This window comes from Actinomadura macrotermitis (genome assembly GCF_009604375.1).
Taxonomy (GTDB): Bacteria; Actinomycetota; Actinomycetes; order Streptosporangiales; family Streptosporangiaceae; genus Spirillospora; species Spirillospora macrotermitis.
This window is the reverse complement of record NZ_WEGH01000003.1, coordinates 538,697-560,521: the sequence shown is the minus strand read 5'-3', so window position 1 is coordinate 560,521 and position 21,825 is coordinate 538,697. Positions and strand designations below refer to the sequence as shown.

General features: G+C 72.4%; 22 protein-coding genes. 12 read left to right on the top strand and 10 right to left on the bottom strand.

Annotated features, from left to right (window positions below):
* Nucleotide 1: 1 nt before the first annotated feature.
* The 6 genes from ACRB68_RS23720 to ACRB68_RS23695 all read left to right on the top strand — a co-directional run bounded on the left by ACRB68_RS23720 (nt 2) and on the right by ACRB68_RS23695 (nt 5,973).
* Nucleotides 2–1,036: an MlaD family protein gene (locus ACRB68_RS23720; RefSeq protein WP_328594662.1), complete on the top strand. Its 1,035-nt coding sequence runs from the start codon at nt 2–4 to the stop codon at nt 1,034–1,036.
* A complete protein-coding gene (locus ACRB68_RS23715) occupies nt 1,036–2,103 on the top strand; it encodes an MCE family protein (RefSeq protein WP_153536046.1) in 1,068 nt (355 codons plus the stop codon). The genes ACRB68_RS23720 and ACRB68_RS23715 overlap by 1 nt, the downstream gene beginning before the upstream one ends.
* A complete protein-coding gene (locus tag ACRB68_RS23710; RefSeq protein ID WP_328594661.1) occupies nt 2,100–3,170 on the top strand; it encodes an MCE family protein in 1,071 nt (356 codons plus the stop codon). Before ACRB68_RS23715 ends, ACRB68_RS23710 begins: the two co-directional genes overlap by 4 nt.
* On the top strand, nt 3,167–4,483 hold the full coding sequence (locus tag ACRB68_RS23705) for an MCE family protein (protein WP_153536044.1): 1,317 nt from the start codon (nt 3,167–3,169) through the stop codon (nt 4,481–4,483). The genes ACRB68_RS23710 and ACRB68_RS23705 overlap by 4 nt, the downstream gene beginning before the upstream one ends.
* 25 nt (nt 4,484–4,508) lie before the next feature.
* Entirely contained in the window at nt 4,509–5,441 is a 933-nt protein-coding gene (locus ACRB68_RS23700) for a hypothetical protein (protein ID WP_153536042.1), read from the top strand.
* 85 nt (nt 5,442–5,526) lie between these two features.
* Nucleotides 5,527–5,973, top strand: coding sequence for a MarR family winged helix-turn-helix transcriptional regulator (locus ACRB68_RS23695; RefSeq protein ID WP_207709803.1), 447 nt, complete (start codon nt 5,527–5,529; stop codon nt 5,971–5,973).
* A gap of 24 nt (nt 5,974–5,997) precedes the next feature.
* Here the strand turns inward: ACRB68_RS23695 and ACRB68_RS23690 are convergent, their stop codons facing one another.
* Together ACRB68_RS23690 and rpsD are read right to left on the bottom strand one after the other, a co-directional pair.
* On the bottom strand, nt 5,998–6,885 hold the full coding sequence (locus tag ACRB68_RS23690) for a TauD/TfdA dioxygenase family protein (protein WP_153536038.1): 888 nt from the start codon (nt 6,883–6,885) through the stop codon (nt 5,998–6,000).
* 87 nt (nt 6,886–6,972) lie between these two features.
* Nucleotides 6,973–7,578 carry a 30S ribosomal protein S4 gene (gene rpsD / locus ACRB68_RS23685; protein WP_153536036.1) on the bottom strand — a complete coding sequence of 202 codons (606 nt, stop codon included), beginning with the start codon at nt 7,576–7,578 and terminating at the stop codon, nt 6,973–6,975.
* A 69-nt stretch (nt 7,579–7,647) separates the two neighbouring features.
* Between rpsD and ACRB68_RS23680 the strand changes: the two genes are divergently transcribed.
* Nucleotides 7,648–8,385: a DUF2470 domain-containing protein gene (locus ACRB68_RS23680; protein ID WP_328594659.1), complete on the top strand. Its 738-nt coding sequence runs from the start codon at nt 7,648–7,650 to the stop codon at nt 8,383–8,385.
* Nucleotides 8,386–8,426: 41 nt separating this feature from the next.
* Nucleotides 8,427–9,107 (top strand): bactofilin family protein, encoded by a 681-nt coding sequence (locus tag ACRB68_RS23675; protein WP_153536035.1) that lies wholly within the window; start codon nt 8,427–8,429, stop codon nt 9,105–9,107.
* A gap of 294 nt (nt 9,108–9,401) precedes the next feature.
* Here the strand turns inward: ACRB68_RS23675 and ACRB68_RS23670 are convergent, their stop codons facing one another.
* Nucleotides 9,402–10,568 carry a DUF5925 domain-containing protein gene (locus ACRB68_RS23670; RefSeq protein ID WP_153536033.1) on the bottom strand — a complete coding sequence of 389 codons (1,167 nt, stop codon included), beginning with the start codon at nt 10,566–10,568 and terminating at the stop codon, nt 9,402–9,404.
* 48 nt (nt 10,569–10,616) lie between these two features.
* The gene (locus tag ACRB68_RS23665) at nt 10,617–11,429 is read right to left on the bottom strand and encodes a lysophospholipid acyltransferase family protein (protein ID WP_153536031.1); all 813 of its coding nucleotides are present in this window, start codon (nt 11,427–11,429) and stop codon (nt 10,617–10,619) included.
* Between the two features lie 127 nt (nt 11,430–11,556).
* Here ACRB68_RS23665 and ACRB68_RS23660 point away from each other — a divergent pair, with 127 nt between their 5' ends.
* On the top strand, nt 11,557–12,423 hold the full coding sequence (locus ACRB68_RS23660) for a hypothetical protein (protein ID WP_153536029.1): 867 nt from the start codon (nt 11,557–11,559) through the stop codon (nt 12,421–12,423).
* On the opposite strand, the gene ACRB68_RS23655 is transcribed toward ACRB68_RS23660, so the two are convergent.
* Nucleotides 12,420–13,097 carry a uracil-DNA glycosylase gene (locus ACRB68_RS23655; protein WP_153536027.1) on the bottom strand — a complete coding sequence of 226 codons (678 nt, stop codon included), beginning with the start codon at nt 13,095–13,097 and terminating at the stop codon, nt 12,420–12,422. The two genes, ACRB68_RS23660 and ACRB68_RS23655, sit on opposite strands and share 4 nt — an antisense overlap.
* A 231-nt stretch (nt 13,098–13,328) precedes the next feature.
* Between ACRB68_RS23655 and ACRB68_RS23650 the strand changes: the two genes are divergently transcribed.
* A complete protein-coding gene (locus tag ACRB68_RS23650; protein WP_153536025.1) occupies nt 13,329–14,777 on the top strand; it encodes a WS/DGAT/MGAT family O-acyltransferase in 1,449 nt (482 codons plus the stop codon).
* Here the strand turns inward: ACRB68_RS23650 and ACRB68_RS23645 are convergent.
* Nucleotides 14,734–15,717: a transcriptional regulator gene (locus ACRB68_RS23645; protein ID WP_153536023.1), complete on the bottom strand. Its 984-nt coding sequence runs from the start codon at nt 15,715–15,717 to the stop codon at nt 14,734–14,736. The genes ACRB68_RS23650 and ACRB68_RS23645 overlap by 44 nt on opposite strands.
* A 45-nt stretch (nt 15,718–15,762) precedes the next feature.
* Between ACRB68_RS23645 and ACRB68_RS23640 the strand changes: the two genes are divergently transcribed.
* Entirely contained in the window at nt 15,763–17,058 is a 1,296-nt protein-coding gene (locus ACRB68_RS23640; RefSeq protein WP_328594655.1) for an MFS transporter, read from the top strand.
* Nucleotides 17,059–17,061: 3 nt separating this feature from the next.
* On the opposite strand, the gene ACRB68_RS23635 is transcribed toward ACRB68_RS23640, so the two are convergent.
* Together ACRB68_RS23635 and ACRB68_RS23630 are read right to left on the bottom strand one after the other, a co-directional pair.
* Nucleotides 17,062–17,859 (bottom strand): tyrosine-protein phosphatase, encoded by a 798-nt coding sequence (locus ACRB68_RS23635; RefSeq protein WP_153536021.1) that lies wholly within the window; start codon nt 17,857–17,859, stop codon nt 17,062–17,064.
* Nucleotides 17,846–18,841: a LysR family transcriptional regulator gene (locus ACRB68_RS23630; RefSeq protein ID WP_207709802.1), complete on the bottom strand. Its 996-nt coding sequence runs from the start codon at nt 18,839–18,841 to the stop codon at nt 17,846–17,848. Before ACRB68_RS23630 ends, ACRB68_RS23635 begins: the two co-directional genes overlap by 14 nt.
* A 110-nt stretch (nt 18,842–18,951) precedes the next feature.
* Between ACRB68_RS23630 and ACRB68_RS23625 the strand changes: the two genes are divergently transcribed.
* Nucleotides 18,952–19,350, top strand: coding sequence for a nuclear transport factor 2 family protein (locus tag ACRB68_RS23625; protein ID WP_153536017.1), 399 nt, complete (start codon nt 18,952–18,954; stop codon nt 19,348–19,350).
* 13 nt (nt 19,351–19,363) lie between these two features.
* On the opposite strand, the gene ddaH is transcribed toward ACRB68_RS23625, so the two are convergent.
* The gene (gene ddaH / locus ACRB68_RS23620; RefSeq protein WP_407924312.1) at nt 19,364–20,218 is read right to left on the bottom strand and encodes a dimethylargininase; all 855 of its coding nucleotides are present in this window, start codon (nt 20,216–20,218) and stop codon (nt 19,364–19,366) included.
* A 191-nt stretch (nt 20,219–20,409) separates the two neighbouring features.
* Nucleotides 20,410–21,798 (bottom strand): dihydrolipoyl dehydrogenase, encoded by a 1,389-nt coding sequence (gene lpdA / locus ACRB68_RS23615; RefSeq protein WP_153536013.1) that lies wholly within the window; start codon nt 21,796–21,798, stop codon nt 20,410–20,412.
* Nucleotides 21,799–21,825: the final 27 nt, after the last annotated feature.

The window sequence follows — 21,825 nt, the reverse complement described above, 5'->3', positions numbered from 1 at the left end:
GGTGGCGCTGAAATCCCTGCGCGACGTCAACCACAAGGTCGTCGCGATCATCTCGCTCACCGCGCTCGCCGCCGCCTGCGTGTTCGCCTTCGCGATCGGCCAGCTGCACCTGCTGGACCGCGGCTACACCATGAGCGGCGAGTTCAGCGACACCGCCGGCATCAAGAAGGGCCAGGACGTGCGGGTGGCCGGCATGAAGGCGGGCCGGATCACCCAGGTGCGGCCCGACTTCCGCACCGGAAAGATCATCATCACCTGGCACGTGAACCAGGGCGTCGACCTCGGTCCCGACACCCGGGCCGAGATCCAGACGACGACGCTGCTCGGCGGCCGGTACCTGCGGCTGGCCGGACCGGTCGCCAAGCCCTACCTGGCCGATCTGCCCGAGTCCAGGCGGCGCATCCCGCTGGCGCGCACCACCGTCCCGTTCACGGTGCCCGACGCGCTGGAGGGCGCGCAGAACATCGTCGGCCGGCTCGACGAGAAGAGCATCGACAAGCTGCTCACCTCGGCCGGGAAGATCCAGTCGCCGAGCGCGCAGAAGCTCAAGCAGATCCTGGTCAACGTGCAGACGGTGTCGCGCACGCTGAACGACTCCCAGCCCGAGATCGAGAAGCTGATCGCCAACAGCAAGAACGTGACCGCGACGCTGGCCGCCAAGGACGACAAGCTGCGCCAGATCATCGACTCCAGCCGCGTCCTGCTGCAGGCGCTGGTCGAGCGGCGCAACGAGCTGGCCGCGACCATCGGCCAGGGCAGCCGCACCGTGCGGACCCTGTCCGACGTCATCGAGCGGAACCAGAAGCAGCTCGACACGCTGCTGGACAACCTGCACCTGCTCACCACCCGGCTGGCCCCCAACATGGACGCCCTCAACACCGACTTCTCGCTGCTCGGCCCGACGTTCGCCCAGGTGGCGACGTTGAAGGGCAACGGCAAGTGGGTGGAGGGCCTGCTCACCGGGCTCGGCCCGCTCCAGCCGCCCGGACCGATCTCCACCCGCCGGCCCCCGGCCGGACAGGCAGGAGGGAACTGATGAGCGACCGCACCCCCCGGCGGCGCCCCCTGCGCAGCGGCCTCGTGGCCGGCCTCTGCCTCGCCCTGCTCTCCTCCCTCGGCGGCTGCTCCCTGCGGGACGCCGGCACCGGCGAGCGCACCATGACGGTGTACGTCCCGAAGGCCCGCTCCTTCTACAAGGAGTCCAAGGTCAAGGTGATGGGCGCCGACGTCGGCCTGGTCGACAAGGTGGAGAACCAGGGCGACCGCATCAAGGTCACCTTCCACCTGGACCGGGACGTGCCGCTGCCCAAGGGCGTGCAGGCCTCGATCGTCCCGCTGAACCTGGTCGGCGAGCGCAACCTGGTGCTGCACCCGGCGTGGAAGCCCGGCGAGGAGAAGGAGACCTCCGACACCATCCCGATCGAGCGCACCCACGTGCCGGTCGAGGTGGACGACGCGCTGTCGTCCTTCACCAACCTCGCCAACGCCCTGGACCCGACCAAGATGCAGACCGCGCTCGGCAACGCGGCCCGCTCCTTCGACGGCAACGGCCGCGACTTCAACGCCACGCTGGAGGAGGGCGGCCGGCTGGTGGAGAACGTCGCCGGCCAGGACAAGGAGCTGATCGCGGTCGCCCGCAACCTCAGCCGGCTGGCCGGGGTGGTGCGCGGCCGCGAGCAGGTCCTCGGCGAGATGATCCGCAACTTCGGCGAGGCCACCCGGGTGCTCGGCGCCGAGCGCGGCGACCTGCAGGAGCTGGTCGCCGGGCTGCTGGCGCTGTCGCGGAACGGCGGCAAGCTGCTGGAGAAGTACAAGGGGCAGTTGCCTTACGACCTGGCGGTCCTCACCAAGACCGCGCTGATCCTGAAGGGCAACGCCAAGGAGCTCGCGCAGCTGGTCGGGGCGCTGCCGGAGATCGCCCGGACCTTCATCAACGCCTACAACCCCAAGAACCAGTCGGTCCAGATCCGCTTCGCCACCGACGCGTTCCTGCGGACCTGGCTGAAGGGCCTGCTGAACAGCGACCAGGTCAACTGCCCGCTGCCGAAGCCGAACTCCAACTGCCCCTTCACCCCCTTCCCCGCCACGGGAGGCCGCAAGTGAGCCGCAAGATCACGCTGCTGGTCGTCGCGCTCACGCTGGCGCTCAGCGGCTGCTCCTACAAGACCTTCGGCGCGCCCGGCGGGAAGCTGACCCTGACCGCCACCTTCGACGACGCGCAGGGCCTGGTCGCCGGGCACAGCGTGAAGATGTCCGACGTCACCATCGGCAGCGTCAAGAAGGTCGAGCTGGCCGGCTACCGGAGCAAGGTCACCCTGTCGATCGAGGACGACGTGCGGCTGCCGCAGGGCACCCGCGCCGAGATCAAGGTGACCTCGCTGCTCGGCGAGAACTACGTCGACATGATCCTGCCGCCCGGCGGCAGCCTGGACCGCGGCCCCTACCTGGCCAACCGGGCCGTGATCGCCGACACCAGCGTGCAGCCGGCGTTCGAGCAGGTGGTGGGGCAGACCGGGCCGCTGCTGAAGGCGCTGGCCGGCAACGACGTGGCGACCGTCATCAACGCGGGCGCGACCGCCCTGGACGGCAACGGCGGGAAGCTGAACACCACCATCGCCAAGTCCGGCGACCTGCTGAAGCTGTTCGCCGGCCAGCGGCAGGAGCTCGGCGAGGCCGTCGACCGGTTCGCCCGGCTCGGCCGGTCCCTGGCGCAGGGGAGCGGCGCGCTGGACGCCGCGCCCGGCGAGCTGGCCAAGACGACCCGGCTGCTGCGGGAGAACAAGGACCAGATCCTGTCCACGGTCGAGAAGCTGACCGAGATGGCGGCGCAGCTGAACGACAAGGTGCTGGAGGGGCGGGTCGCGCGGTTCCGCGGCCTGCTGAAGGACCTGGACCCGGTGCTCGCCCAGCTCGGCGGCAACCGCAGGCGGCTCACCGCCCTGGTCAACGGCCTGGTCTCCTTCACCGACCGGCTGCCGCGGGCCACCTGGGACGGGCAGATCCTGCTCTACCCGATCCTCCGCCTGACCTGGCCCAACGGGCAGCCGCTCATCCCGGGCCAGAACGTGCCCGGCCCGGGTAAGGCCAAGAGCGGTACGGCTCCCAAGCTGCCCAAGGAGCTGCGCGGCGCGCTGCCGGACATCGACAAGATCCTGGAGCCGCGGCGATGAACAGGCGACTGACGATCAACCTCGGCGTCTTCGCCGCGCTCGCCGTCATCATGACGATCTGGGCGTTCAACAGCGTGGTCCGGTTCGACTTCATCGACCGGCCCTACAACATCACCGTGGAGTTCCAGTCCTCGCCGGGCCTGCACCCCAACTTCGAGGTGGACTACCTCGGGCTGCGGATCGGGAAGATCGACTCGGTGCGGCTGCGCGGGGACCGGGTCGTGGTCAAGCTCGACATCGACCGCGGCATCAAGATCCCCAAGGGGGTCAGCGCGGCCGCGGCCCGCAAGTCGGCGGTCGGCGAGCCGGTCGTCGAGCTGACCCCGCCGCCGGGCCAGGGGCAGGGCAAGGGCGAGACGATGAAGGCCGGCGACCGCATCCCGGTCGAGCGGACCAAGGTGCCGCCCAAGTACGGCGACCTGTTCGGCGCGGTGCTGTCCACGCTGAAGGCGATCAACCCCGAGGACGCCAAGATCCTCACCCACGAGCTGGCCGAGGGCTGGGCGGGCCGCGAGGGCTCGCTGCGCCAGATCATCAACGGGGGCGACCAGCTGACCGCGACGTTCGCCGAGAACACCGAGCTGCTGGACGGCCTGGTCAAGGACTTCAGCCGGCTCGGCGCGGTGCTGAACGCCAACCGCGGCGACCTCGGCGCGGGCATCGACAACGTGGCCGCGCTGACCGGCGCGCTCGCCCAGGTGCGGGGCCAGCTGGCGCAGCTGCGCGACCAGGGGCCGGGGCTGCTGAAGACCGTCAACGGGCTGCTGGACAAGACCGGCCCCGACTTCGGCTGCATGATCGACAGCCTGGGCACCCTGAACATCAGCGGCTACAACCCGCGCGTGCTGTCCGACCTCGGCTCCACCCTGGACCAGGCGCCCCAGCTGAAGACGGTGCTGGACAACGTCATCGGGGACGAGGGCGGCAAGCCCGTCCTGAACGTGGTCTTCCTGGTCACGCTGAAGACGCGGGCCACGGTCGAGTACAAGTACGTCAAGCCGCAGCCGACGGTGAACGGCAAGCTGACCTGCGCGGACGGCCGCGATCCGATCACCACGCCGCAGAAGTCCTACCGGGCCAAGCAGCCCGGCCAGACCATCCCGACGCACGACCCGTCCATCCAGGGCAGGCCGCAGGACATCAGGGCCAGGCAGGCGGCGGACAAGGACTCTTCTGCCGGGCCGCCGCTTTGGCTAGTGTACGTTCCCCCGGTTCTGGCACTGCTGGTGCTGATCAGGGTGATGGCGGGCTCGGTGCCCGTGGTGTCCCGGATGGCCCGCCTGTCGCGCCTGCGGCGGCGCGGGCGGGAATGACCCCAACCCCCCGAGGAGTGCCGAAGTGACAGCCAAGACCACCAAGGACGTCCCCGAGGGGGTCGCGGCGGCCGACGAGGAGGCCACCGCGACCGGAACCGGGGAGACGGCGGAGGCCGAGGCGGCCGGCAAGCCCAAGCGCAAGCGGCGGGTGCGGGTCATCGAGGTCATCGAGGACGACGACGAGGACCTCGAGGACGTCCTGGAGGCGCTGGACGCCGAAGAGATCGAGGAGGCCGAGGAGCCGGCCCCCAAGCCGAAACCGAAGCCCGCGGCCAAGAAGCCCGTGCTGGAGAAGCCCGTGGCCGAGAAGCCCGTGGTGAAGTCCGCCGCGGACGAGGAGGAGCCCGCGCCGCGGCCGACGCTGTTCGGCCTCGGCCGCCCCCAGGCGATCGCGGCGATCGTGGTGATCGCCGTCCTGGCGAGCCTGGCGGTCTGGCAGTGGCGCACCGCCGCCGCCCTGCAGGCCGACAAGGACGACCGCGCGGCGGTCGCCAAGATCGCCGCCGCGTACGGCGACGTCGCGGCCAGCTACAACGCCGCCAACTACCAGGAGCAGATGCGCAAGGCGCAGGAGCTCATGGGCGGCGACCTGCTGGAGAAGTACCGCTCCACGACGGTGCCGAGCCTGGCCGGGGCGTTCAAGTCCAACCCGAACGCCTCGCTGACCTCCAAGACCGTCGGCGTGACGGTCGGCGAGATCAACGGCAGGTTCGCCACCGCCGTGGTGACCGTCGACATCTCCGGCACCGCCGAGAAGGGCACCAGCCGGGTGCCGGCCAACCTGATCCGGCTGGCCCTGGCCAAGATCGACGGCAAGTGGAAGGTGACCCGGCAGTACGCCTCCGGCGAGGACGACGCCACCCAGGCCCAGAACCAGAGCGGCGGCGGCCTCACCCCGGGCGTGCCGGGCGCCGGGACCGCCCCGCAGCCGAGCACGGGCCCGAAGAAGAACTGACCCGCGACACCCCGGGCGGCCCGCGATCATGGAAATGACGCGGGCCGCCCGTATGTTGTCCGCAGCGGGACGAGGGGGCGCGGCGATGGATCCGGTGGTGCACGAGTTCGGCACGCTGCTCGGCGCGGCGGCGCTGCTGGAGCGGATCGCGGGCCGCGAGCTGGAGCGGCGCTGCGGGATCAGGCACCCGGTCTTCGAGGTGCTGCTGCGGCTGTCGGAGGCCGGCGAGGCGTCCATGAGCGACCTGGCCGGCGACCTGATCCTGACCAGCGGCGGCATGACGCGGCTGGTCGACCGGATGGAGGCCGCCGGGCTGGTCCGGCGGCACGCCGCCGCCGGCGACCGGCGCGGCCGCGTGGTGGCGCTCACCGAGGCGGGCCGGGCCAAGCTCGGCGAGGCGCTGGCCGTGCACGCCGAGACCCTCGACCGGCACTTCAGCGGGCCGCTCGGCGCGGAGGGGCGCCGGCGGCTGGTCGAGGGCCTCGGCGTCCTGCGCGAGCACGCCAGGGAGGAGCTGGGCGCGCTGCGCTGAAGGACCGCTTGGCCGAACGACGGGTTACAGGTACCTGGCGGCGGCGGCCTCGGCGGGGGCGTCGGCGCCGGTGACGCCGTCCGGGCCCTTCGGCACGCCGTCGTCGATGCCCTCGGGGCAGTTGATGGTGACGCGGTGCATCTTGCGGCGCTCGGTGTAGTCGGCGACGGCGTAGTGCTGGGTCGGGCGGTTGTCCCAGAACGCCAGCGTGCCGACCCGCCACTTCAGCCGGACCTGGAACTGCGGGTCGCGGACGGCGTCGAACAGCAGCGGCAGCAGCGCCTCGTTCTCGCGCCGCGACAGGCCGACCAGCCGCGTCACCGAGGAGCGGTTGACGTACAGGGCCTTGCGGCCGGTCTCGGGGTGCACCCGCACGACCGGGTGCACGACCGGCGGGTTCTTCTCCTGCAGCTCGCGCAGGTCCATCCGGTGGCCCTTGTCGATGGCCTTGGTGACCGACATCGTCAGGTCGTGCTCGGCGTACAGCTCGTCGCAGAGGCGCCGCAGCCAGGGCGCGAGCGAGTCGTAGGCCAGGTACATGTTGGCCCACAGCGTGTCGCCGCCGACCTGGGGCAGGATGACGGCGCGCAGCAGCGACCCCATCGGGGGCACCTTCATGAAGGTGTTGTCGCTGTGCCACTGGTCGCCGCCCTCGCCCTTGGGGTCGGTCTGGTCCAGGACGTGGACGGGGCTGCCGGAGGTGTCCATCGGCGGCATGTTGGCGGTGCCGAACTGCTTGGCGAAGACCACGTGCTCCTCGTCGCTGATGTGCTGGTCGCGGAAGAACAGCACCATGTGCGCGAGGAGGCCGTCGCGGACCTGCTGGATCTGCTCGGGGTCGAGGGGCTTGCTCAGGTCGATGCCGCTGACCTCGGCGCCGATGTTCCGGGTCAGGGGGTGGAATTCGATCATGTCCTGGGGCCTCCATCGGGGGATCACTCAGCCAAGCGAGCGCTAGGTTGATGTTAACCGATGGAGGCGGACACCTGTCCAGAGGCCCTAGCGCGAGTAGTGCTCCACCACCAGCTGCTCGTCGCAGACCACCGGGATCTCCCCGCGCTCGGGCAGCCGGACCAGCTGCGCGGCGAACGCGTCGTGCCGGACGTCCAGGTAGGGCGGCACGGCCTCGGCGTGCACGCCGGTCGCGGCGACCTGGAAGGGGACCATCGGACGGCTGCGCTCGTGGATCGCGATGACGTCGCCGGGGCGCAGCCGGTAGGACGGGCGGTCCACCCGGCGGCCGTTCACCGTCACGTGCCGGTGCACCACGAACTGGCGGGCCTGGTAGATCGTGCGGGCGAACCCGGCGCGCAGCACCAGGGCGTCCAGCCGGCGCTCCAGGTCGACCAGCAGCGCCTCGCCGGTCTTGCCCTCGTGCCGGGCGGCCTTGGCGAAGGCGTTGCGCAGCTGGGCCTCGCGGATGTTGTACTGCGCGCGCAGCCGCTGCTTCTCGCGCAGCCGGACCTTGTAGTCGGACTCGTTCTTGCGGCTTCTGCCGTGCTCGCCGGGCGGGTAGGGGCGGGCCTCGAAGTACTTCACGCTCTTCGGCGTCAGCGGGATGCCGAGCGCGCGCGACAGCCGGACCTTCGGCCGGGGGTTGTTCATTTCGCTCCTCCATGTGGTTAGGTAAGCCTTAGTTAGGTTAGCCTAACCTACAAGTTCGAGGAGGTTCCGGTGGACGACGAGACGAGCGGGCCGAGCGCGGCGGAGCGGGCGCGCACCCTGGCCTACGGGGTCGCGGACGGCGTCCTGGTCGCCCCCGGCGTGCCCTACGCGCCCGTGCCCGCGCACGCCACCGACGAGCACGGCGTCCCGCTGCTGCTGATGCCGGCGGCCTCGCCGGTCGTCCAGGCCCTCGGCGGCGAACCCGACCTGCCGGCGACCCTGCGCATCAGCGACGTCGCCCCGGTGCCGCTGCCCGACCGGGTGCGCGGCCGCGCCTGGCTGCACGGCTGGGTCTCCCGCGTCCCGCCGGCCGGCCTGCGCGACGCCGCGCTCCGGCTGTCCCGGCTGCACCCGCGCCCCGAACTGCTGGACCTGGCCCCGGACGCGGACTGGACGATCCTCACCATGGACGTCGCACAGATCGAGATCGAGGACGCCTGGGGCCCGGCGAACCCCGAACCCGAGGAGTACGCCGCCGCCGCGCCCGACCCGTTCGTCATGATCGAGGCCGGCATGCTGACACACCTGGACTCCTGCCACCGCGGCGAGCTGAAGAACCTGCTGTGCGCCCGCCACGACCCGGCGCCCGCGCTCCGCCCCCTCGGCCTGGACCGGCACGGCCTCTGGCTGCGCTGCACCACGCCGGACGAGGCGTTCGACCTGCGGATCGCGTTCCCCGAGCCCGTCCGGGACCTCACCGGCCTGCGCTGCGTCTACCGCAAGCTGTTCACCGCCACGGCCCCCTGACCGCCCCTGCCACGTCGGTGACGGCTGCTACGTTCCCGGCCATGCGAAGCAGCTACCTTGCCTGGGATGACGCGGTCGCCCTGTTCGAAGAGCGCAGTCTGCCGGAGAGCGCCTACCGCAACCTCTACCAAGAGGAGTACATCCTGGTCCCCGGCCCCGCGACGGTGACCGGGGAGCTTCCCCTGGACGACCACGACCAGACCCCCTGGCGGCACGACACCCCCGACCCGGCCACCGGCTACATCGTGGACGGCGACCTGACGATCGACGGCGGCCTCGTCGACGTCGACGACGGCGCCGCCGCGCTGGTCGTCCTCGGCGACCTGCGCGCCGGGGACGTCTACCTGGAGGGCGACGCCAAGCTGATCGTCCGCGGCGACGTGACGGCGCGGACCTTCGTGGGCGACATGACCGACAAGCTGGTGATGGTGCACGGCGACCTGCGCGCCACCGTGGCGATCTTCTGGAACGGGTTCTGCCCCGACCTGGTCACCGGCGTCCTGCACGGCAGGACCCTCGCGCCGTCCTACCTCGACCTGTCCACCGCCCCGATCGGCGGCCTCCTCGACCCCGCGCCCGGCGCCCCGCTCGGCGACCTGCTGGTCCCCGAGCTCCTCGTGGACGGCGCGCCCGGCGAAGACGACTTCACCGAGATCGGCGTCCGTGGAGGCGTCCTCCGCGAACGCGCCCTGGACGGCCTCCCCCTCACCCGGACCCCCTGACCGCCCGGCGGCTACGTATCCAGGGTGCTTTTTGCGGGTTTCCCCGGATGTTCGGTGACTCCGCCCTGCGCGATGCTCAAGTCCTGGCCGGAAGGGACACGGCGGAACGGTTCTTCTTCTGCGGGGTGGAAGAACCGGGAACCCGGGTCCCTACCGGCCGGCAGGTCCGGTGTCGTGCGATCTCGGGGGACGTGCGATCCCGGACCGGCCATGGGCGGCCCGGGGGCCGCCCGTGGCACGGGGCGACGGGGGATCGGGGGATCCCCGGGGGACTCTGCCTGTGGCCGCGGGGAACTACAGGTAGAAACCTGTCGCGGTGGCGGGGGCGTCCGTGGTTTCGGGACGCTTCTCGCCCCTGCGCAGGGCCACCAGCTCGGCGAGCGTGGCCCCGTCCGGGCCGATCGACGCGACGGCGCCCTCGGGGGCGTCCTCGCCCAGCCAGGCGACCGCCTCGGCGTGCGTCAGCCGGCCCACCTCGACCTGCGCCAGGCAGCGGCCCGGCCGCACGACCGCCGGGTGCAGCCGCGCCAGGTCCTCGTTCGTGGTGATCGCCACCAGCACGTCGCGGCCCTGGCCGAGCATGCCGTCGGTGAGGTTCAGCAGCCGGGACAGGCCCTGCCCGGTGGACGCCTTGGCCTCGCCGCGGATCAGCTCGTCGCAGTCCTCCAGGATCAGCAGCCGCCAGCGGCGGTTGTCCTCGTCGTCGTCATCGCCCACGGCCACCTCCATCAGGTAGCTGGGCGCGCCGAACAGCGCCTCGGGGTCCAGGACGCAGTCGGCCTGGCACCACTTGCCCCAGGCGCGGGCGAGCGCGCGCAGCGCCGTGGTCTTGCCGGTGCCCGGCGGGCCGTGCAGCAGGAGCAGCCGCCCGCTGACCTCCTCGCGGGTGAGCGACATGACCTCTTCGAGGGCCTGGGCCACCGGCGCGGTGTAGTTGTCGCGGATGTCGGCCCAGGAGTCGGCGGAGATGGCCCGCTCGGTCCGCACCGGGCCGTGCTGGCCCATGTGCCAGAAGCCCATCTCGACGTTGGTGTCGTCGGTCTTCGGCGGCTCGGTGGCGTCCTTGACGCACTCCTCCAGCACCGACGCGGCCAGCTCCTCGGTGACCGCCGACACCGCGACGTAGGCGGTGCCGTGCTTCCACCGGTTGGTGAGCAGGGTCCAGCCGTCGCCCTCGGCCAGCACCGACTCCTTGCCCTTCTCGTGCGCGACCCGCAGCACCCGGGCGTGGCCGGGCCGCAGCGGCGCCTCGGCGCGCACGTGCTCCAGCCGGGTCGAGCGGGACCAGGGCTGCTCCCCGGACGCGAACGGGCGCAGCGACAGCACGTCCATGACGTCGGCGGGGGAGTTGTTGTCGCTGAGGTTCAGCACGACCGGCAGGGTGAGGTCGGCGCCGGAGGCCGTGGCGGGCTCCGGCGCCTCCACCAGATGCAGGAACTCCTGCGACCCGTGTGACGTCATGTCACCGATGGTCGGCTCCGGTGCCCTGTCGCGTCCACCCAATTACGGTCATGCGCCCGAAGTGCCGTCCTTGGCGGCGGCGTCCGATTCCGCGGCGGCCTCGCGCGCGGCGCGCCGGGCCTGGCGCTCCTCGGACTCCTTGCGGTCCAGCTCGGCGGCCTCGGCCGGCGTCGGCGCGCTGCCGCCCAGGTAGGCCGGCTGCCACCAGGTCTCGCCCGGCTTCGGCAGCTCGGGGTACTCGCGCTGGGCCTTCTCGGCCAGCTCCGACAGCCGCGCGTGCAGCTCCTCGGTGGCCTTCTCGTAGTCGTCGCCGCGCTTGGGGTGCAGCGGCTCGCCGACCAGGATGGTGACCGGGACGCCGCGCTGGAACAGCCGCTTCTTGTGGCCCTTGGTCCACATCCGCTGCGGGCCCCAGATGGTGATCGGGATGATCGGGACGCCGGCCGCGACCGCCATCCGCACCGCGCCGCTCTTGATGTCCTTGACCTCGAAGGAGCGGCTGATGGTGGCCTCGGCGAACACGCCGATGATCTCGCCGTTCTTCAGCGCGGTGAGCGCCGCCTTGTAGGAGGACGCGCCCGCCAGCCGGTCCACCGGGATGTGGCGCATGTTGCGCATCAGCGGCCCGGAGACCTTGTGGTCGAAGACCTCCTTCTTCGCCATGAAGCGGACCAGCCGGCCCGCCGGGTGGGCCGCCAGGCCCGCGAAGATGAAGTCCAGGTAGCTGACGTGGTTGCTGACGAGCACCGCGCCGCCGGTCGGCGGGATGTGCTCGGTCCCCTCCAGGCGGAACTTCATGTTCAGCGCTTTGAACAGGGCCAGCGCAGTCTTGATCACCGGCGGGTACACGATTTCGGGCATGAGTGCACCGTACTTGAGGCTTCCATGATCAGCGAGTCGGCACCTACCTGCCGATAGATCACACAACGGGCCGGAACTCTGAGAAGGTTGTGCCCTGAGACCTGACGTGGCGGGAGGGGATGAAGCGATGAGCATGGAACCGTTGGACGTGGCGGGCGACGTGCACGCGCTCGTCCGCGACCTGCTGCCGGTGCTGGCGCCGACGGCCTGGTTCGACGGCGGCACCTCCGAGGTCGTGCTGCCGGTCGGCCGGTCCGAGGCGCGCGCGTCGACCTGGACGGTGCTGGAGCGCTGCGCGCGGGCCGAGCCCGCCGAATGGCCCGGCCTGGTGGCGGAGTGGGTGCGCGAGGTCGGCGACCGGGCGTTCCTGGCGGTCGGCGAGATGGAGCTGTTCGGCGACGTGCGCGAGCTGCTGCGGCTGCGGATCGTGCCGAAGCTCGCGCCGCGCGACCGCGAGGGCCTCGTCGTCGTCCCGGCCGGCGACCACTTCGACGCGATGGTGATGATCGAGCACCCGCGCTACGGCGGGCCGCTCACCCGGGCGCGGGCCGGGCTGCTCGGTCTGCGCAAGCTCGGCTACGTGATGACCAACACCCACGACCGCGAGCTGGCGGACGTGCAGGTGCGCGACCAGCCGCTGCTGCCGGGCCGCGACGTGCGGGTGGTGACCAAGCCGGGCAGCCGGTACGTGTCGGCGCTGCTCAGCGAGGTCGACCAGTTCCTGCCGGTGCCGAACGAGCACGGCGCCCTGGTCGGGGTGCCCTGCCACAGCACGCTGCTGCTGTACCCGATCACCTCGGCGGACGTGCGCACGGTGCTGCCGGTGTTCGCCGAGGTCGTCGCCGAGATGCACGCCGGCGCCGAGGACCCGTGCGCCCGCGGCGTCTACTGGAGCCATGGCGAGCGCCGGCTGACGCCGCTGTCCCCCGACGCCGCGGCGCGCCCCACCGGGGAGTTCGCCTCCCTGCTGCGCCGCCTGCGCCGCCGCTCCTAGGGGATCTTCCAGTCGACCGCTGCCGCGCCCTGCTGCTGGAGCAGCTGGTTGGCGCGGCTGAACGGCCGCGATCCGAAGAAGCCGCTGTTGGCCGCCATCGGGCTCGGGTGCGCCGACTCGATCACCGGGACGGACCCGAGCAGCGGCTTGAGGTTGCGGGCGTTGCGGCCCCACAGGATCGCCACCAGCGGCCTGTCCCGCGCGGCCAGCGCCCGGATCGCCTGCTCGGTGATCTCCTCCCACCCCTTGCCCTGGTGCGAGTTGGGCTTGCCCGGCATCACCGTCAGGGACCGGTTCAGCAGCAGGACGCCCTGCTCGGTCCACGGCGTGAGGTCGCCGTTGGAGGGCTGGGGCAGGCCGAGGTCGGCCTGCATCTCCCGGTAGATGTTGATGAGGCTGCCCGGCAGCGGCCGCACGTCCGGCGCGACCGAGAAGCTGAGGCCGACGGGGTGCCCGGGGGTGGGGTAGGGGTCCTGGCCGACGATCAGCACCCGGACCTCGTCGAAGGGCTGCTGGAAGGCGCGCAGGATGTTCGGCCCGGCGGGCAGGTAGCGGCGGCCCGCCGCGACCTCGGCGCGCAGGAAGTCGCCCATGGCGGCGATCCGTCCCGCCACCGGCTCCAGGGCGCGCGCCCAGCCCGCCTCGACGATCTCGCTCAGTGGTCGTCCCGTCATGAGGACGCAGCCTAGCGGCGGGGAGGGACATGGGGGTGGGGGGCTTTCGCTGTCCGTTTGAGGACGCGGTAATTTCGGAAGGCCATTTGGAGCGGTCGAAATCACTTGTGAACTGGGTGAAACGTCCCGTTAAGTCCGCGTTACTTCCTATCGATCCACATTGACCTACCGCCGAGTAGTCCGTAATTCCTGGAATGGCAGGCAGTGCGGACACGACGGAGACGGGCGAACATGAGCCAGCTGACCACGGTCGACACCACCTTCCTCAACGCGGAGTCCAGCACCACGCACGCGCACATCGCGGGCCTCGGCGTGCTCGACGCCGCCTCCTGCCCCGGCGGCCGCCTCACCGTGGCGGCGGTCGCCGACATGATCGGCAAGCGGGCCCACCTGGCGGCCCGGCCGCTCCGGCAGCGGCTGGCGCGGGTGCCGCTCGGCCTGGACCGCCCCTACTGGGAGGACGATCCGGACTTCGATCCGGCCCGGCACATCTTCGAGATCGCGCTCCCGGCGCCCGGCGACGACGCCCAGCTCGCCGACGCCGTCGCGATGCTGCACGAGACCCCGCTCGACCGCTCCCGCCCGCTGTGGGAGCTGGTGCTGATCCAGGGCCTGTCGGGCGGCCGGACCGCGGTGTACGTCAAGGTGCACCACGCCGCCGTCGACGGCGTCATGGCCGCCGAGACCCTCGCCGCGCTGCTGGACCTGTCGCCCGAGCCGCGCCCGCTGCCCGCCGACGAGGCCGCGCCGCAGCGCGCCCCCGGCGCCCTGGCCATGATGGGCACCGGCGTGCTGAAGACCGCGCTGCACCCGCTGAACAGCGCGCTGGCGATGGCCCGCTCGATGCCCTACCTGGACGAGGTGCCCGGCGTGGCCGCCATCCCCGGCGCCCGCCGGCTGTCGGCGTTCGTGCAGAGCGCGCTCGGCCAGGACGCCCTGCCGGAGGCGCCGCGTGTCAGCGCCCCGCCGACGCCGTTCAACCGGCCGATCGGGCGGGCCCGGTCGGTCGCCATCGGCGAGCTGCCGCTGGCGGAGGTCAAGGAGATCCGGCGGGCGCTCGGCGGCAGCGTCAACGACGTGGTGATGGCGCTCTGCGCGACGGCGCTGCGGACCTGGCTGGACAAGCGCGGCGTGCTGCCGGACGGCCCGCTCGTCGCCGGGGTGCCGGTGTCGCTGCGGCGCGGCGCCGCCGAACCGTCGGACGCGGGCAACCAGGTCTCGCTCATGACGGCGCCGCTGGCCACCCACCTGGCCGACCCGGCCGGCCGGTACGCGGCGGTCCGCGCCGACATGGACCTGGCCAAGCGGCGCTTCGCCGCCTCCGCCGGGACCTGGGTGCAGGACCTGGCCGGGCTGCTGCCGGCGCCGCTGGCGGGCCCGCTCACCCGGTTCGCGCTGTCGGCGCTGCCGCCCGCCGGGGTGCGCCCGATGAACCTGATCGTCTCCAACGTGCCGGGGCCGCAGTTCCCGCTCTACCTGTGCGGGGCGCGGGTGCTCGGCTACTACCCGATCTCGGTGGTGACCGACATGACCGGCGGGGTGAACATCACGGTGTTCTCCTACGACGGCAGGCTCGACATCGGCGTGGTCGCCTGCCGCGACCTGGTGCCCGACCCGGCCGAGCTGGTCGACCACCTCACCGACGCGCTGGACGAGCTGAAGGCGCTGGCGCGGGAGTGATGCCGAGGGCCGCCCGGTGCCGCCAGGCCAGCCGCAGCGTGGCGGCGCCGGCCGGCTGGAGGGGCGCCGGGAGCGTCCCGTCGAACGGCCGGCGGGAGACGGTGCCCTCGTCGTTGACGGCGACCAGCCCGTCCAGAGGGGAGTCGTCCGTGAGGACGGCGACGGTGAGCAGATCGGTCGCGAAGGTCAGCGGGTCCACGCCGAGGCCCAGGCAGTAGACCCGGATGCGGCCCTGCGCGCGCGCTTCGGACAGCCGCGTGTGCAGGGCCGCATCCTCGCCTTCGGGGCGGCCGAGCAGTTCCTCCCCGAACTCGCGGGTCATGTTCGCCCACAGGTCCAGTGGGGCGGGCGGCTGGAACAGCCCGACCGGCATCACCTGGTGCAGGCCGCCCGCGTGCGCGACCTTCGCCGGGTCGCGCCAGTGCAGCACGTAGGAGCCGGACGCGGTGACTGTGAGCGTGGAGATCGCCAGGAGCGCGGGGCGGCGGGCGAGGTCGAGCGGGTCGCCGATGCGCGCGCGCAGCGCGTGCCCGCCGGCGGCCAGTTCGTGCGCGGCGGCCTGGCCGACGTTCACCGCGTCGAAGTAGCGGCCGGGGCCGAACCGCAGCGTTCCCGCGCGCAGGTCGGCGTGCAGCAGCCGGTAGGCGGGACGGTCGTCGAAGATCGCGGGCGGGTCGAGTGCGGCGATCGCCTCGGCGTAGGTGGCAAAGCCCTCGGGGAGGCCGTCGGGCGGGTCGGCGACGGCGGGCGGGGCGGCGTCCTGGTCCCAGTCCAGACGGAGGCCGTCCAGCGGGACGGGCGCGTCGGGGACCCAGGCGGGGCAGGTGAGCAGGGACGTCCCGGCCACGCGCGGGGTGTCCGGATACAGGCCGTCCGCGAGCCGGCCGAAACCGTCCGGGTCGGACTTGAGGGCGTCGCGTACCTCGAGCCATGAGCGCATGCCCCTATCATCCCCAGTCCTATTAATCCCATATGGTGATTAATCGTGCGTAAAGAGCAGATTGGGATGGTGTCCCGGGCGGCCCCGGCCCGGGAGAAGGCGTCCGCGGCGGCATGGCTGATCTGGGGCGTCGGCGTCGCCGCCTACGTCATGGCGGTCCTGCACCGCACCTCCTTCGGCGTCGCCGGGCTGGACGCGGTGCACCGGTTCGGCGCCTCGGCCGGCATCCTGGCCACCTTCACCGTCCTGCAGCTGCTCGTCTACGCGGGCCTGCAGATCCCGGTCGGCCTCCTGCTGGACCGGCTCGGGCCGCGCCGGATGGTCGCCGGCGGCGCGCTGGTCATGGCGGCCGGGCAGGGGCTGCTCGCCTGCGCCACCGACGTGCCGACCGCCATCGCCGCCCGCGTCCTGGTCGGCGCGGGCGACGCGATGACGTTCATCAGCGTGCTCAGCATCGTCACCACCTGGTTCCCGGCCCGCCAGGTGCCGGTCGTCACCCAGCTGACCGGGCTGCTCGGGCAGCTCGGCCAGGTGCTGAGCGCGATCCCGCTCGTCGCGCTGCTGCACGGGCCCGGCTGGAGCCCGGCGTTCGGGTCGGCGGCCGCGCTCGGCCTGCTGGCCGGCGTGCTCGCCCTCGCCGTGCTGCGCGACGCCCCCGCCGGGACGCCCCGCCCGCCGTCGCCGACGCCGCGCGAGGTGGGCCGCAACCTGGTGGACGCCTGGCGCCACCCCGGGACGCGCCTCGGCCTCTGGACGCACTTCGTCACCCAGTTCCCCGCCAACACCTTCGCGCTGATGTGGGGATATCCCTACCTGGTGTCGGGCCAGGGCCTGCGCCCGGCGACGGCCAGCACGCTGCTGACGCTGTTCGTGCTGGCCACCATGGTGTCGGGGCCCTACGTCGGCCGGCTGGTCGCCCGGCACCCGCTGCGCCGCTCCTGGCTGGTGCTCGGCATCACCGGCGTCACCGCCGGGGCCTGGGCGGTCACCCTGGCCTGCCCGCCGCCCGCGCCGCCGTGGCTGCTGGCGGTCCTGGTCGTGTGCGTCGCGCTCGGCGGCCCCGGCTCGATGATCGGCTTCGACTACGCGCGGACGTTCAACCCGCCGGGGCGGCAGGGCACCGCCACCGGCATCGTCAACGTCGGCGGCTTCGTCGCCTCGCTGCTGGTCATCCTGCTGATCGGCTTCGTGCTGGACGCCCTGTCGCCCGGCCGGGAGTTCACCCCGCAGGCGTTCCGCGCCGCGTGGACGGTGCAGGCGCTGTTCTGGGCGGTCGGCGTGGCGGGCGTCCTGCGGACCCGCCACCTGGCCCGCCGCCTGATGGCCGCGCAGGCCTCCTAGCCCTCAGGCGGTGAAGTTGGCGCGGAGGGCGGCCAGGACGGCGTCGTCCAGGCCCAGGCCGTCGCGCAGGAAGGCGTCGAAGGAGCCGTAGCGGCGGTCGGCCTCCTCGAACGCGGCCTCCAGGTAGGCGGGGCGCTGCTCCAGCAGCGGGCGCAGCAGCTCGGGGTCCTTCATCTGGCCCGACTCGCCGAGGTAGCCGAGCAGCCTGCCGTAGCTCTTGCGGTGGTAGTCGTTGGAGCGCAGGTAGTCCGCCATGATCACCTCGCGGGAGGCGCCGAGGACGGTCAGCACGATCGCCGCCATCCAGCCCGTCCGGTCCTTGCCCGCGGTGCAGTGGAACAGCAGCGGGAGCCGGTCCGCCTCGGCGGCCAGGCGGACGGCGGCGGCGAACTGCGCGCGCTCGGAGCCGACCGCGACGAAGTCGCGGTTGATGTCCACCAGGACCCGCTCGGTGCGGCCGCCGCCGAACACCTCCTGCTGGCGGTCGTGGTCGCCGCTGCCGATGACCTCGTAGAAGACGTCCAGGTCGCCGCCGCCGACCGGCAGGTCGTGGTACGCCGCGCCCGCGGGGAGCTTGTCGCGGCCGTTGGTCTCGATCTCCAGCGGGGTGCGGAAGTCGACGACCGTGCGGATCCCGGCGAGCCGCTCCAGATCGGCCTCGGAGAGCCGGTTCAGCGCGTCGGCGCGCAGCAGGCGGCCGGAGGCCACCGTGCCTCCGCCGGCCAGCGGCAGGCCGCCGAGGTCGCGGATGTTCTCGGCCCCGTCGAGGGGGATGTGCCCATGCTCGTCATCGACCTTCATGTCCCCTATGTTCGCGGATTGGTGATGTGCCCTTGTTGTCCGGGGGCAGGGCGGCGGCGTCGTCCGGCGGGAGCCAGTCCCGTGCGGGGTCGTACTCCAGCCAGCGGCGGGCGCGGCCCGCCTCGGCGAGCCGCTGCAGCAGCGCGCCGAGCCGCGGGTGCCGGGCCTGCTCGTCCCAGACCAGCGACCAGGCGTACAGCGGCGTCGGATCGGCCAGCGGGACGGACCGGACGCCGGGGACGTCGGGCAGCCGCGCGTCGGCGGGGAAGAGGGTGAAGGCCGCCGGGTCCGCGCGCAGCCGGTCGAGCAGGTGCCCGGCGCCGAGGTTGACGCCCTCCGCGCGGTCCTCGATTCCGAACCGGTCGGCGAAGCAGCGCAGGAACTCCAGCCGGTCGGCGGCGGCGGGGAACAGCAGTCGGCTCCCGCGCAGGTCGTCCGGGCGTAGTTGCGCCGCGTCGGCGAGAGGGTGGGCGGCGCCCAGGACGGCGTCCACCGGCTCCAGCCGTACTACGCGGCGGGCGAGGGCGTCCTGCCGCGCGACCCCGGTGCGGTGCACCCGGCCGAAGCCGGCGTCGACCTCCCCGCGCAGCAGCGCGGACAGCACCGCGGGCAGGTCCCGGGCCCGGCCGAGGTCGACCGGCGGGCCGCCGCCGACGACCTCGCTGACGGTTCGGGCCGGGTCGTATAGATGCCCCCAGACGTCGACGCGCAGGGGGCTTTCGGCGCTGCGGGCGGCGGTGACGGCGGCGTCCGCGGCGGCGAGGGCACGGCGGGCCGGTTCGAGGAAGCCCTCGCCCGCCGGGGAGAGCGTCACCGTCCCGTGCCCGCGCTCCAGCAGCCGGACGCCGAGCAGCTCCTCCAGCCGGGCGACGCGCTTGGACAGCGCCTGCTGGGTCAGCGACAGCTCGGCCGCGGCGTGCCCGAAGTGCCGCGTCCCGGCCACCGCGACGAACGCCCGCACCTGGGCGAGATCGAGTTCCACGCTGCCCCACCATGCCCGACAACCGATGGTTGTCAAGTGCGCCCGGTGGCTGTTGGTCCGGCGGCCCGCCGGCGCGGTGGACTGGCGTTCCCCGGCACGAGGAGTCCGAAATGAACGCCAAGCAGGTCGTCGTCCGCTACGTCGAAGCCGTCGCGAACGGCGACATGGACGCCATCGTCGACAGCTTCACCCCCGACGTCACCTGGACCTACCCCGGCGACCTGCCCCTCAGCGGCACCTGGAAGGGCCGTGACGCCGTCGTCGGCGACTTCCTGGCGGGCGCGACGGCCGGGCTGTTCACCGAGCCGCCGCGGATCGCCCTCGTCCACGTGGTGGCCGAGGGCGACCAGGTCGTCGCCGAGTGGACGGCGCGCGGCGCCACCACCGGCGGCGCCGTCTACGACAACCGGTGCTGCGGGATCTTCACCGTCCGGGACGGGCGGATCGCCGCGGTCCGCGAGTACACCGACACCCGCCACGCCGGGCAGGCCCTGTTCGGCAAGGGCTGAGCGCCCGCGCGGGTCAGCGGCGCAGCTCCAGCGTGCAGCACTTCGGCCCGCCGCCCGCCTTGCGCAGCTCCGACAGGTCGACCGGGACGGGCCGGTAGCCGTTGCGGTCCAGTTCGGCGATCAGGCCGGCGGCCTCGGCGTTCACCACCACGTTGCGGCCGTCGCTGACCGCGTTCAGGCCGAGGACGGCCGCGTCCGCCTCGCCGGCGATGATCGCGTGCGGGAACAGCCGCTCCAGCACCGCCCGGCTGCCCGGGGAGAACGCGCCCGGGTAGTAGGCCACGTTCGCGCCGTCCAGCGGGAACAGCGCGGTGTCCAGGTGGTAGAAGCGCGGGTCGACCAGGCGCAGCGTCACCACCGGGCGGCCGAGGAACTCCTGCGCCTCCTGGTGGGCGGCCAGGTCGGTGCGGAAGCCGGTGCCGGCCAGGATCACGTGGTCCAGGGTGAGGAAGTCGCCCTCGCCCTCGTTGGTGTGCGCGGGCTCCAGCACGTCGGTGAAGCCGAGGGAGCGCAGCCAGGCGGCGTAGGCGGGGCCCTCGGCGGCGCGCTCGGCGTGGGTGAAGCGCGCCCCGTAGACACGGCCGCCGACGACCAGCGCGCCGTTGGCGGCGAAGACCATGTCGGGCAGGCCGGGCAGCGGGTCGATCAGGCTGACCTCGTGGCCGAGCGCGGTGTAGGCGTCGCGCAGCGCCTCCCACTGCGCGACGGCGCGGCCGGCGTCGGCGCCCGCTACCGGGTCCATCCACGGGTTGATGGCGTAGGTCACCGCGAAGTGGTCCGGGCGGCACATCAGGTAGTGGCGCCGCAGGGCGGCCCGGGCCGGGACGGCCGGGGCTTCGGCGGCGGCGGGGACAGAGGTCGGCTCCATTGCCGGCGTGACGGTCATGCGCTCTCCCGAGGCTTGCGGAACGATGATCGAAGCCTAGGAAGCGCGGACCCGCCGGCCAATGCGTCGAAGTTGCGCTGACCTGGTGTTTCGTTGCTTTTCCGGGGGCGCCGGCGGCGATTCGTTGTGCCGGGCCGCGCGGGGCGGCCCGGCACGTGCGGATCAGTGCCGGATCACAGGTTGATCATGTGGCCGGCCAGGCCGTGCACGGCCTCCTTGACGGCCTCGCCGAGCGTCGGGTGGGCGTGGATGTTGCGCGCCACCTCGTTGACGGTGAGGTCCCACTGCTGGGCCAGGGTCAGCTCCGGCAGCAGCTCGGTGACCTCCGGGCCGATCATGTGGGCGCCGATGATCTCGCCGTACCTGGCGTCGGAGATCACCTTGACGAACCCGTCGCCCTCGCCCATGCCGAGCGCCTTGCCGTTGGCGCTGAAGGGGAACTTGGCGACCTTGACGTCGAAGCCCTGCTCCTTGGCCTGCGCCTCGGTCCAGCCGAAGCTGGCCACCTGCGGCTGGCAGTAGGTGGCGCGCGGGATCATGACGTAGTCGATCTCCATGGTCTCGGCGTCGGCGATGGTCTCGGCGGCGACGATGCCCATGGCCTCGGCGGCGTGCGCCAGCATCAGCTTGGCGGTGACGTCGCCGATCGCGAAGATGTGCGGCACCGAGGTGCGGCAGCGCCCGTCGATGTCGATCGCGCCGCGCTCGGTCAGCTTGACGCCGGTCTTCTCCAGCCCGTAGCCCTCGACGTTCGGCGCGAACCCGATGGCCTGCAGGACCTTGTCGGCCTCCAGGGTCTGCTGCGCGCCGTCCTTGCCGGTCACGGTGACCTTGACCCGCTCGCCCGAGTCGTCGATCGCGTCGACGCGGGTGCCGGTCAGCACCTCGATGCCGAGCTTGCGGTAGCGCTTGGCGAGCTCCTTGGACACGTCGGCGTCCTCGTTGGGGACCATCCGGTCCAGGAACTCCACGATGGTGACCTTGACGCCATAGTTGTGCAGCACGTAGGCGAACTCGACGCCGATCGCGCCGGCGCCCGCGATGATGATGCTGCCCGGCAGCTCGGCGTCGAGGATCTGCTCCTCGTAGGTGACCACGCGCTCGGACAGCGAGGTGCCCGGCAGCAGCCTGGTGTGCGCGCCCGCGGCGATGATGCAGTGGTCGAAGGTGACGGTCTCCCCGCCGACCTGCAGGGTGTTGGGGTCGGTGAAGGTGCCGTGCCCCTCGAAGGAGGTGATCTTGTTCTTCTTCATCAGGAACTGGACGCCCTTGACGAGCTTCTCCGACACCTGGCGGCTGCGCCGGTGGGCGACGCCGTAGTCGAAGGAGATGGGCCCGTCGGAGCTGATCCCGTACTTGTCGGCCTCCTTGGTGACGATGTGCGCCAGCTCGGCGTTGCGCAGGAGGGCCTTGGAGGGGATGCAGCCGACGTTGAGGCAGACGCCGCCCCAGTACTTCTCCTCGATGATCGCCGTCTTCAGGCCCAGCTGTGCCGACCGGATCGCGGCGACATAACCACCAGGGCCCGAGCCCAGGACCACGACGTCAAAGTGATTGCTCATATTGAGGCACGATATTCGGCGCGGGCA